Raw genomic sequence first — 12079 nt, forward strand, 5'->3', positions numbered from 1 at the left:
ATTTAGAAATTAATCTTTATGTTGAATCCTATATTCCGGGAACTCGGCATCATGAAGTAGTCGATTCCCTGATAATAGTTGTTCGTAGTAGCCACTGCCTCCGGGTCGAACGGAGCTTTGCAGTAAATCATCCAGAGATTTTTCCCGACAAGGGAAATGTTCACATCACAGACGTTGCCCAACCAGCGGCGGGGAATGGTGTAACCGATATGTGCTTCCTGCAAACGCAGATTGGTGGCACTGTACGTATAATAGGTGGGAAGTCCGCTCTGCGAAGCTACCACGGAGTAGAAACTTTGCGGGTTTACCCGGCTGCGGTCATTCACCCATACACCTCCGGCGTCACGTGCGACGGCAGAAGTCTCGGATACTCCGTAGAGGTCGAGATAGGCTTGCGTGGCCGAATAAACGATACCTCCCAGACGGGCGGTAAGCAAGAAGCCGGCATTGATGCCTTTGTAAGAGAAGCTGTTGTTCCAGGCAAGATTTGCTTTGGGGAGTACGCTTCCCAGTTTGATGTCACCGGCGTTGTCTATTGCGGTAACATTGCCGTCATTGTCTATCAGGATATTGCCGTTGATGTCACGTTTCAAGTCAGTATGGGTATAGAGGTCGCCCAAGGTACCGCCTTCTTTCAAGATGAATTTCGCTTTTCCGAAGCCGCGTCCTTCGTCGGTTTTCAGTTCCAGCTTATCGACATTGTAGGTTTTTCCGCTTTCCGGATGGATATAGTCTTTCACCAGTTCGACGATTTCATTCTTATTGGTGGAGAAAGTGAAACTGCTGTCCCAGCCGAAATCTCCCCAGCGATGTCCGTAGGATAACATGGCTTCAAAACCGTAGTTACGTACGTAGCCGGTCTGTACATAGAGCTTGTCATATCCCGACGATACGGGGAGCTGGGGGTCGAATGTCTGATTATAGGTGTTGGCATAATAAAATGAGCCGCTAAACTTCAAGTCTTTGAACAGAGTGGCGTCCAGACCGATTTCCCAAGAGTCGGTACGCTCCGGATAAAGTTTTCCGATAGGATAATGTGTCTGAGATTTCCAGTCCTGCTTGTTCGCGTCATAAGCATAAGTGGGATAGGTAAGGAAACGCGGATAAGGCGTACCCACCGAACTGAACGAGCCGCGCACTTTGAGATAATCCACCCATTCCGGAAGTGTCACCATTTCTGAGATGACTGCCGAAAGTCCGACAGACGGATAGAAGAAGGAAGCCTGCGGAGAGTGCGTCAACTGGGATGCCCAGTCGTTACGTCCGGTCAAGGTAAGGTAGAGCATGCTCTTCCAACCCACTTCGGCGCTGGCGAAAATGGATTCTGTGGCTTCGCGCCAACCTACTTGTGTAGCTCGTTTCTTGGCATTATCCAAGTCATAGACATTGAACAGGTTAGGGATACCCGTATCACGTATCGGTCCGGCATAACCGAGTTCCTTGCTAGTGACTCCGCTATAACTGGCACCGATATTGGCTACAATCGTAAAGTCCTGAATACGCTTGTTGATATTGACGAGGACATCTGCATAGGTCTGCGAGAACTGTCCGTTGTTTACGGTGTAATGTCCCTGCGAACTACCGTCGGTCAGTGTCGTACTGGTGCTTGCATAAAGTTTTCCTTCATACTCACTGTGCGTATTGTCAATACGGACACGCCCTGCCACATTCAGCCAGTCGAGGATTTGATAGCTCAAACCTGCCGATGCCATATAACGCTTCTTGGTGTTGAGACGGAGATTACGATAGGCTATCCAGTAAGGATTCTGCATACGAAGGTCACCCTCACCCTGCGGCCAGAACTGTACACTAATCTTACGCGCCTCATCCCAACGCTCGAAGTTCTTCACCAAGGAAAAATCGTCTCCCCTTGGAAAGAGGTAAGCGGAAACCAACGGATTGGAATATTGCCCCTGATTGGTCATGTTCCGGTCGTTTTGAAGGATATAGCTGGCACTGACATCCAGCTTCATTTTATCATTGAGAAAACTGGTCGTATTGCGGAAAGTGAAGTTATACCGGTTGTATCTATTGTTCGGAACCATTCCTGCCGAATTAACGGCGGCAGCCGAGAAGAATGTCTGGTTCTTGTCCGTACCGGTGGATAAAGTAACCGAATTGGTATATACCGCACCTGTATCAAAGAAAACGGTAGGTTCGTAACCTGTTTGGGCGGCAGGATTCAGCTTCGGCCCCCAACTGTAAATGCTGGAATTTCCTGTTTTTCCATTACTACCCGTTCCGTAGCGACCTTGGAAATCGGGCATCTTGAAAGGTTTCAGCCATTCGAAGCCACTTGATACTCCGACTTGCAGTTTGCCGATTGCTCCTTTTTTAGTAGTGATGACAATTGCTCCATTCGCAGCGTTGCTACCGTAAAGGGCAGCCGCAGCCGCTCCCGTCAGCACGGAAATACTTTCAATATCTTCCGGATTGATGTCGGCAATCCCTTCGGTCGCACCTTTCGAACCAAATTCCGTATCACCTCCACCACCGGAGTTATACATCGGTATACCGTCGATAACGTACAAGGCGTTGCTGCTCTGCTCAATGGATTTCGTACCGCGCATCACTACCCTACTCGCTCCACCTACTCCGGAAGAACTGGTATTGATGGTAACACCCGCTACCTTGCCACTCAGACTATTTACAAAGTTGGCGTCTTTTATCTGAGTCAGTTCGTCTGATTTTACTTGCTGAACATTGTAGCTCAACGCTTTCTGCTCACGCTTGATGCCGAGTGCCGTTACCACGACTTCACTCAGCAGTTTCGCGTCCGAAGCCAATTGTACGTTATACGTATTTTGCGCACCCACCTTTACCGTTTGCGGGGTATAGCCCACATAGGTGATACTCAACGTACTGCCGGCGGGGGCTTCAAGCGCGAAGTTACCATCCATATCAGTGATAGAACCGATAGTCGTTCCTTTCACAAGAACGTTTACACCAATCAGAGGTTCTCCCTGTTCGTCGAGCACACGTCCGGTGATACGTTTGACAGGAGATTGTTCCGCTTCTTTCTTTTCCTGCGGAACGATGATTACATATTTTCCTTTCAACTGGTAGGTGTAGTCCGTACCTTTCAGGATTTCTTTCAGAGAGGTTTCCAACGTTGCCTTTTCGAGGGCAAGGTCAATGGAAGGTTTGTTTACCAACTGTGACTCATTGTAGCCGACGGACAATTTTGTCTGCTTTTCTACTTCTTTCAGTGCCTCAATGACCGATATGTTTTTCTTATGAATCGTAATCCGGGCATTGCTGCTTTGAGAAAAAGCGGGGATAGAAACAAGCAGGCAGCACAAAAAAAGCATAAATACTCGGCTCATTGCCTGCTTATTGGCTAGATTTTCATAAATTTGCTGCATCTTCTTAGTATTAGTTTATACAGATAAAGTTAGATTCTCGAATTTAGTAGCGTCTGGTTAACGCTAATAGTAAGAATTTGGATTTCACATCCGGGAGAAGCTGCAACCTTCTTCCGGATATTTTTTCTACATAGGCTTTTCGGTTTTCAAGGTTAAGTACTTATATACAGTTCTATTTATTACGCTGTCATCTTGAGCGTAAACGAGAGATTTCTTCTTTTCACCGATGGGTCAGATAACATTTATCTTCCACGATTTTATAATCTATCGTTCCCGTCACACGGGCAATGATATCCATTATTTCTTCTATCGAAGCATTAGGGTCGAAGCTAAGATTGAAACGGTCTTTCTTCAGGCTACGGAAACTGTAAACGAATGTATATGGATATTTTCGTTCGAGCCGGGTGAATATCTCTTCCATTGTCATACTACGGAACACTGTTTCTCCCCGTTGCCAGGCTGTCACATCCTGCATATCCGGACGAAGCACGTTGCCGGAACAGGTACTTTTATTGTAAGCCAACTGTTCGTTCGGTTCCAGTATTTTTTGTTCCTGCCGGTTATTATATTCTACCAATACGCTCCCTGAAATCAGTGTTGCCGTCACTTCTTCCTCATTCGGATAGGCTGTCACATTAAATTCCGTTCCTAAGGCAGTGACTTGAAAGTCGGAAGTTTTCACGATGAACGGATGTTTCTCGTCCTGCTTCACTTTGAAATCGGCTTCGCCTACCAAATAGACGCAACGTGTGTCACCCGTAAATTGCTGTGGATATAACAGCGTACTCTGTGAGTTTATCATCACTTGTGTACCGTCCGGCAAAGTGATATTCCGTATTTCGGCAGTAGGAATGTAAGCCTGTAACAAATCCGGTGCCTGGCGGTTCTGCAACGCCCAATAAACGGAAGCAGCAGATACGGCTATCAGCAAGGCGGCTGCTATCCGCCAGACAATCAAACGGGTATGTAAAGAGTGAATCCGGCGTCTTGTCCCTATTCCTGTAAATGCATGCATTCGTTCCAAGGAATGTTGATAACCGGGGACTGTCTTCGATTCGGTATTCTCCCACAGTTCACTCAATGTTTGTTCTTTCTCCTCTTCATGTTCTTTATCCATCAACCAGGTACGAAAATCCCAGTCGACTTCTTTCGGATAGTCGTGTTTGATGTAGCGGCTGATAATGTCGTGAATATAATTCTTCATAAAGGTATTTATTTAGTTCTTTTAAAACGCTTACATAAATACCACTATTCAGAAAAAGAAACTACGGAAGAATATGGAAGGTAATAACAAACATTAACACTTTACGAAGTTCAGTCAGTGTCTTATAGATGTGGTCTTCTACCGTACGTAGGGGGATTTGCAGCTTTTCAGCTATTTCTTTATGAGAGAACCCGTCGAAACGGCTCATTTCAAACACTTCTTTCCGGCGGGGCGGCAATTGGTTCAACGCCAGTTCAATGAGCATCAGCATTTCTTTATGATACAAATTTTCCAGTAAGGAAGTGTCTTCATCGCACAGTTCACCGATTAACTGCGACTTGATTACCTTACTCTCGTATTCCTGTTCTATCTTCTGATGCTTGAACAGGTTGAATATTTCATTTCGGGTAACGGTGTACAGATAACCCGTCATGCTTTCCTGCCCCTCCCATAATTCGGGACGAGTCCATAACTTAAGAAATATATTCTGGGCAATATCCTCTGCATCCTCCTCCGACTTGGTCAACAACCGCGCAAAATTCTTGACTCGTGGGAAGTTGGCGGCATAAAACTGCTCAAAACGGGCATCTATGTCGTCTCTCTTTCCATTCATTTGTTAAGGCTTTTACAATGAAAGTTGGACAAATATAGACAAAATTAGGAGAAGACAAAGAATATAAACAAAAAATATCCCGCTCTTCCAGACCGGAGTAGTCCAAAAAGCGGGATAAATTATACTAAAAGAGAACTTTCAGTGATTATTCTTCATCCATCAGGATTTCCAAAATCTGACAAGCAGCTTTCGCAACCGGAGTACCCGGACCGAAGATAGCGGCTACACCTGCCTTATACAAGAAGTCATAATCCTGTGCAGGAATAACACCACCGGCAATCACTACAATGTCTTCACGACCCAGTTTCTTCAACTCTTCAATAATCTGCGGAACCAGTGTCTTGTGTCCGGCAGCCAGTGAAGAAACACCTACTACGTGAACGTCGTTTTCTACTGCTTCGCGAGCTGCTTCCGCAGGAGTCTGGAACAGAGGTCCCATATCCACGTCGAAACCACAGTCCGCATAACCTGTTGCTACCACTTTGGCACCACGGTCGTGACCGTCCTGTCCCATTTTGGCAACCATGATACGAGGTTGACGTCCCTCTTTCTTCGCAAACTTCTCAGCCAGTTCACAAGCACGTTTGAAGTCGCTGTCGTTTTTACTTTCTGATGAATACACGCCTGATATAGTTCTAATTATTGCTTTATAACGTCCTACTATCTGTTCGCAAGCAGATGAGATCTCACCCAATGTAGCGCGAACATGTGCTGCTTCCACAGCCAGCTCCAACAAGTTACCCTTGCCAGTCTTCACACATTCGGTAATAGCAGCCAATGCCTTGTCCACCTCTGCCTGGTTGCGTCCTTCTTTCAAACGATTCAGGTTGTCAATCTGTTCAAGACGAACCGCTGTATTATCAATTTCAAGAATATCAATCGGGGCTTCTTTTTCCAAACGATACTTGTTCACGCCGACAATAGTCTGCTGACCGCTGTCGATACGAGCCTGCGTACGTGCGGCAGCCTCTTCGATACGCATCTTAGGAATACCGGTTTCGATAGCTTTCGCCATACCACCCAGTTTTTCTACTTCCTCGATAAGTTCCCAAGCCTTGTGTGCCAGTTCGTTAGTCAAAGATTCTACATAATAAGAACCGCCCCACGGGTCAACGTTCTTACAAATGTAAGTTTCTTCCTGGATATAAATCTGAGTATTACGTGCAATACGTGCGGAGAAATCTGTCGGAAGAGCGATAGCCTCATCCAATGCATTGGTATGCAGAGACTGAGTATGTCCCAAAGCGGCAGCCATAGCTTCGATACAAGTACGTCCCACGTTGTTGAACGGGTCTTGTTCGGTCAGTGACCAACCGGAAGTCTGGGAGTGAGTACGCAATGCCAGTGATTTCGGGTTCTTCGGATTGAACTGTTTCACAATCTTTGCCCACAACATACGTGCGGCACGCATCTTGGCGATTTCCATAAAGTGGTTTGTACCAATCGCCCAGAAGAAAGACAGACGGGGAGCAAACGCGTCAATATCAATACCTGCGGCAGTTCCGGCACGAAGATATTCCAAACCGTCAGCCAATGTATAAGCCAACTCGATATCTGCAGTAGCACCTGCTTCCTGCATGTGATAACCGGAGATAGAAATAGAGTTGAACTTCGGCATCTTCTGTGAAGTATATTCGAAGATATCAGAAATAATCTTCATAGAGAATGCAGGCGGATAAATATAGGTATTACGCACCATGAATTCTTTCAGAATATCATTCTGGATAGTACCAGCCATTTCTTCCAGTTTGGCACCTTGTTCCAGTCCGGCATTGATATAGAATGCCATAATCGGAAGCACTGCACCGTTCATTGTCATAGACACGGACATCTTGTTCAAAGGAATACCGTCAAACAGGACTTTCATGTTCTCTAAGGAACAGATAGACACACCTGCCTTACCTACGTCACCCACAACACGTTCGTGGTCGGGGTCATAACCGCGGTGAGTAGCCAAGTCGAATGCTACCGACAGACCTTTCTGACCGGAAGCAAGATTACGGCGATAGAAAGCATTTGATTCTTCGGCAGTGGAGAATCCGGCATACTGGCGGATAGTCCAGGGACGGAGCGTGTACATTACTGAATACGGACCACGCAGATAAGGTGGAAGTCCGGCAGCATAACCGAGGTGTTCCATTCCTTCGAGGTCTTCTTTTGTATAAACAGGCTTCACTTCAATGTGTTCCGGCGTTTTCCAGTCAGCGGAGATACCGTTAGCCTTTTGCCATTCAGCACCGTTAGCAGGCTGAAATGCGGCATATATATCTAAGTTTTTAAAATCTTTTCTCATCTTACTTCAATAGTTTGGCGTTAAACTCTTTCAAGGTATCCAGTACGTTGACACGGACATGGATGAAGTTCTCGATACCTGCCGCTTTCAATTCGTCCATACAAGCAGGAGCACCGGCAACGATAAACATAGCGCGACCGTTCAATGCCTTGAATGCAGGAACTGCATATTCCGCATATTCATCATCACTTGAACAGATTACGACAATGTCGGCTTTGGCAGCCATAGCTGCTTCTACTCCGGCTTCCACCGTTTCAAATCCGAGGTTATCAACCACTTCATAACCGGCACAAGCCAGGAAGTTGCAAGAGTATTGCGCACGTGCCTGACGCATAGCCAGGTTACCGATAGTCAGCATGAATGCTTTCGGACGTTTGCCAGATGCTTCCGTTTCAAGACGCAATGCTTCAAACTCGCTGGCAGCACGGTCGAATACCAATGTATCCACATCTTTCTCACAAGTATGAGCATCACCGCCACAGCAGCATTTTGCTTCAACCGGTTGCTTATCTCCGGCCTTTTCATTGAAGTTCGGGAATTGGTTAGTACCCAACAATACTTCACGACGTTGAGCCACCGCTTTATGACGGGCTTTATTACTTTCGTTGACAGCAGCCTGAACAGTCCCCGCCTTCAATGCAGCATAGAAACCACCGGCTTCTTCTACAGACAAGAACAGGTTCCATGCTTGTTGTGCAATAGATATTGTCAGGTTTTCAATATAGTAAGAACCGGCAGCCGGGTCAATTACTTTATCGAAATGAGATTCTTCCTTCAACAACAGTTGTTGATTGCGCGCCAGACGTTCTGAGAAGTCATCCGGAGTTTCGTAAGTCTTGTCGAACGGAGTGACAGTCATTGAATCCACACCGCCCAATGCGGCACTCATCGCTTCAGTTTGTGTACGAAGCAGGTTCACGTGTGCATCAAACAAGGTAAGATTGAAAGTGGAAGTTTCCGCATGAACCGCCATTTTTGCCGCGCAACGGCATTCACCGTTAGCACCTTTATTATCACAGTCACGCAGGCATTCAGGATTGTAAGAAGCAACGATATTCGCCCACAACAGACGTGCGGCACGGAATTTAGCAATTTCAAGGAAATAGTTGGAGCTGATACCGAAGTTAAATTTGATTTTCTTAGCTACTATGGCAGCAGGAACACCGGCATCGGTCAGTTGGCTCATGTATTCATTACCCCAAGCCAGTGCATAACCTAATTCCTGAGAAATATAAGCTCCGGCATTGTTCAGCGATAATGCGTTCACATTCAGTACGCGGTAGAAAGGAAGCGGTTGGATAGCTTCAATCAGTGCTTTGGCAGTCTGTACCATATCCCCCTTTTCCTTGCCGCGGGTCAGCATCTTGTTGAAGAAATCATAGTTGATGGAGCCTTTCAGCTTCTTCACATCATAATCCTTCTTCTGGAAATAAGCTACCAGCAGATTAGCCAGTTCTACAACGTGTCCCTGACAAGTAGAGAAGTTCAGTTCAACACACTCAGCCTGAATATCATTCAACAGAGTCTCAAGATATTCCGCATTGAGTTCTTTTGCCTTTACATGGAAAGAAAGTGAATCGACACCTTTGTTCAGGATATCCAGTGCTTTCGCATTGGCCTCTTTAGGACATTCCACTCTGATTTCCTGGCGAACCAGCCACTCGTTGTTGTCTTTTTTAGTTCCTCTCAGATACGGGAATTCTCCGGGAAGCGCATCAGTAGTTTTTAAACCTTCCAAATCTTCCATCCGGTAGAAAGGTTTCACTTTGAACCCTTCGTTTGTCTTCCAAACGAGCTTCTTCTCAAAATCAGCACCTTTCAAGTCGGCTGTAACCTTCTCCATCCATTGCTCGGTGGAGACAGGAGAAAAGTCTGAGAAGAGTTTTTCTTTTTTGTCTGCCATAGTTTATCTAAAATTAAAACAAGAATTAATATTGTCTTTATTTTTATCTGTCTCTTTCCAAATGTCTGTTGTTCGACTTGCAAATATAACTAATAAGTTAAAACAAAGCTCTTTTTTATAGAAAATTCGCACAGTCCGCTTGCAGAATGTCGGACATTTGATAAGTAAAATAAAAGAGGAGAAATACTTGATTTACATGAATGTTATAAGTAATTTTGCACCCGTTTTGAAAAAGACATTATAAAAACTGCTATATTATGGATTGGTTACAAAGTTTATTGTGGGACCCCAGTTCCGTGGCACACATCGTGTTCCTCTACGCATTTGTAGTGGCAGCAGGCGTGTATCTCGGCAAGATAAAGATATTCGGAGTATCTTTGGGCGTCACATTTGTTTTGTTTGCCGGCATCCTGATGGGACATTTCGGCTTCACAGCCGATACACACATCCTACATTTCATCCGTGAATTCGGATTGATTTTGTTCGTATTCTGTATCGGTCTTCAGGTGGGGCCGTCTTTCTTCTCTTCTTTCAAAAAAGGGGGAATGACATTGAACCTGTTGGCTGTAGGCATCGTTGTGTTAAATATTGCCGTTGCACTGGGGCTTTATTACCTGTGGAACGGTCGTGTAGAACTGCCGATGATGGTAGGTATCCTCTACGGAGCTGTGACAAACACTCCGGGACTTGGTGCCGCCAATGAAGCTCTGAACCAGTTGAGCTACAACGGCCCGCAAATTGCGCTGGGTTATGCCTGTGCTTATCCGCTCGGCGTGGTAGGTATTATCGGTTCTATCATCGCTATCCGCTACATCTTCCGTGTCAACATGGCGAAGGAAGAAGAAAGCTTGAAAACGCAAAGCGGAGATGCACACCATAAGCCACATATGTTGAGCCTTGAGGTGCGCAATGAATCTATCAGCGGAAAGACGCTGATTGAAATCAAGGAATTCCTGGGACGCCAGTTTGTTTGTTCCCGTATTTGTCATGAAGGTCATGTAAGTATTCCCAACCATGAGACTATCTTCAACGTAGGCGACCAGTTATTCATTGTTTGCTCAGAAGAAGATGCTCCCGCTATCATTGTATTTATAGGAAAAGAAGTGGAACTCGACTGGGAGAAACAAGACCTTCCGATGGTATCCCGCCGTATTCTGGTTACCAAACCGGAAATTAACGGAAAGACGCTGGGTTCCATGCACTTCCGCAGTATGTATGGTGTAAACGTAACTCGTATCAACCGTTCCGGTATGGACTTGTTCGCCGACCCGAACTTGATTCTTCAGGTGGGTGACCGTGTGATGGTAGTAGGTCAGCAAGATGCGGTAGACCGCGTCGCAGGTGTGCTGGGTAATCAGTTGAAACGACTGGATACACCGAACATCGTGACTATCTTCGTCGGTATTTTCTTAGGTATCCTTTTGGGTAGCCTTCCTATCGCATTCCCCGGCATGCCGACTCCTTTGAAACTGGGATTAGCCGGTGGTCCTCTGGTAGTAGCTATTCTTATCGGACGCTTCGGGCACAAACTTCACCTGGTGACTTATACTACAATGAGTGCCAATCTGATGCTTCGTGAAATTGGTATCGTACTCTTCCTTGCCAGTGTCGGCATAGATGCCGGAGCCAACTTCGTGCAGACGGTGGTCGAAGGTGACGGGCTGTTATATGTAGGCTGTGGTTTCCTTATCACAGTCATTCCGTTGCTTATCATTGGTGCTATCGCAAGGTTGTATTGCAAAGTCAACTACTTTACCCTGATGGGATTGATAGCCGGTAGCAACACCGACCCGCCCGCATTGGCTTATGCCAATCAGGTAACATCAAGCGATGCTCCCGCAGTAGGATACTCTACCGTTTATCCATTATCTATGTTCCTTCGTATTCTGACGGGACAGATGATATTATTGGCAATGATGTAAATCGAGCTTAGCATATAAGCAGTAAAGCCGGCTATATTCTTCTACAGAATTACGCCGGCTTTATTTATTTCATATATCAGTATTGTTTTGTACTATCTATCGTCTTATAGTATCAACTTCAATTTCTTCACCACAAACTCTTCCACAAACCGCACGGTTTCTTCCACTCCCAGTGAAGAAGAGTCCACACACAAATGATAAGTAGCTGCTGCCCCCCAAGTCTTATAACTATAATAATTATAGTATTCCGAACGTCTCTTGTCCGCTTTTTCGATAATCTCTTCTGCAGCCTCTTCATTCACCTGATGAATCCGGCAAACCCTTTCAATACGGTCTTCCTTCGAAGCCGAAATAAAGATATTCGCGCAACGGGGATGCTCGCGCAAGATATAATCCGCACAACGTCCTACAAACACACAGGACTTCTCTGCCGCCAAACGACGGATGACATCACTCTGCACTTTAAACAGAGCATCATTGCTCAAACAATTAGTGCACGGCATCGCCCCTTCACTGATAAACGGGAAGCGCATACCGAACAATCCCCCGATAATACCTTGCGAAGCCTTTTCGTCCGCTTTCTCAAAGAATTCCTTACACAGGCCGCTTTCTTCGGAAGCCAGATTAATCAGTTCTTTATCGTAGAAGTCGATTCCCAAACGAGCTGCCAACTTCTCTCCGATTTCCTTGCCGCCGCTACCCAATTGTCGACCGATGTTAATTACATAATTACCGCTCATAGTACATTTTGTTTTATGGTTTGGTAGCAAACATACGAC

Annotated in this window: 7 protein-coding genes; 1 reads left to right on the forward strand and 6 read right to left on the reverse strand. The window is 45.8% G+C overall.

Features of this window, described 5'->3' with window-relative positions; all coding sequences use genetic code 11:
* Window positions 1-2 precede the first annotated feature (2 nt).
* The 5 genes from BacF7301_RS25485 to mutA form a co-directional block, all read right to left on the reverse strand.
* Entirely contained in the window at window positions 3-3365 is a 3363-nt protein-coding gene (locus tag BacF7301_RS25485; protein ID WP_167966996.1) for a TonB-dependent receptor, read from the reverse strand.
* A gap of 220 nt (window positions 3366-3585) precedes the next feature.
* Window positions 3586-4569, reverse strand: coding sequence for a FecR family protein (locus BacF7301_RS25490; RefSeq protein WP_167966997.1), 984 nt, complete (start codon window positions 4567-4569; stop codon window positions 3586-3588).
* 61 nt (window positions 4570-4630) lie between these two features.
* A complete protein-coding gene (locus BacF7301_RS25495; RefSeq protein WP_167966998.1) occupies window positions 4631-5182 on the reverse strand; it encodes an RNA polymerase sigma-70 factor in 552 nt (183 codons plus the stop codon).
* 145 nt (window positions 5183-5327) lie between these two features.
* Window positions 5328-7475: a methylmalonyl-CoA mutase gene (scpA, locus tag BacF7301_RS25500; protein ID WP_167966999.1), complete on the reverse strand. Its 2148-nt coding sequence runs from the start codon at window positions 7473-7475 to the stop codon at window positions 5328-5330.
* Between the two features lies 1 nt (window position 7476).
* Entirely contained in the window at window positions 7477-9378 is a 1902-nt protein-coding gene (mutA, locus tag BacF7301_RS25505) for a methylmalonyl-CoA mutase small subunit (protein WP_167967000.1), read from the reverse strand.
* A gap of 257 nt (window positions 9379-9635) precedes the next feature.
* Here mutA and BacF7301_RS25510 point away from each other — a divergent pair, with 257 nt between their 5' ends.
* Complete coding sequence (locus tag BacF7301_RS25510; protein ID WP_167967001.1) at window positions 9636-11300, forward strand: putative transporter; 1665 nt, start codon at window positions 9636-9638, stop codon at window positions 11298-11300.
* A gap of 104 nt (window positions 11301-11404) precedes the next feature.
* On the opposite strand, the gene BacF7301_RS25515 is transcribed toward BacF7301_RS25510, so the two are convergent.
* Window positions 11405-12040: a cytidylate kinase-like family protein gene (locus BacF7301_RS25515; protein WP_167967002.1), complete on the reverse strand. Its 636-nt coding sequence runs from the start codon at window positions 12038-12040 to the stop codon at window positions 11405-11407.
* Between the last annotated feature and the right edge of the window lie 39 nt (window positions 12041-12079).

Source organism: Bacteroides faecium, assembly GCF_012113595.1.
Taxonomy (GTDB): Bacteria; Bacteroidota; Bacteroidia; order Bacteroidales; family Bacteroidaceae; genus Bacteroides; species Bacteroides faecium.

Excerpts from the sequence above, each read along its gene's own strand:
- scpA (WP_167966999.1), bottom strand. The coding sequence starts at position 7,475 with ATGAGAAAAGATTTTAAAAACTTAGATATATATGCCGCATTTCAGCCT.
- BacF7301_RS25510 (WP_167967001.1), top strand. The coding sequence starts at position 9,636 with ATGGATTGGTTACAAAGTTTATTGTGGGACCCCAGTTCCGTGGCACAC.
- BacF7301_RS25485 (WP_167966996.1), bottom strand. The coding sequence starts at position 3,365 with ATGCAGCAAATTTATGAAAATCTAGCCAATAAGCAGGCAATGAGCCGA.
- BacF7301_RS25490 (WP_167966997.1), bottom strand. The coding sequence starts at position 4,569 with ATGAAGAATTATATTCACGACATTATCAGCCGCTACATCAAACACGAC.
- BacF7301_RS25495 (WP_167966998.1), bottom strand. The coding sequence starts at position 5,182 with ATGAATGGAAAGAGAGACGACATAGATGCCCGTTTTGAGCAGTTTTAT.
- mutA (WP_167967000.1), bottom strand. The coding sequence starts at position 9,378 with ATGGCAGACAAAAAAGAAAAACTCTTCTCAGACTTTTCTCCTGTCTCC.
- BacF7301_RS25515 (WP_167967002.1), bottom strand. The coding sequence starts at position 12,040 with ATGAGCGGTAATTATGTAATTAACATCGGTCGACAATTGGGTAGCGGC.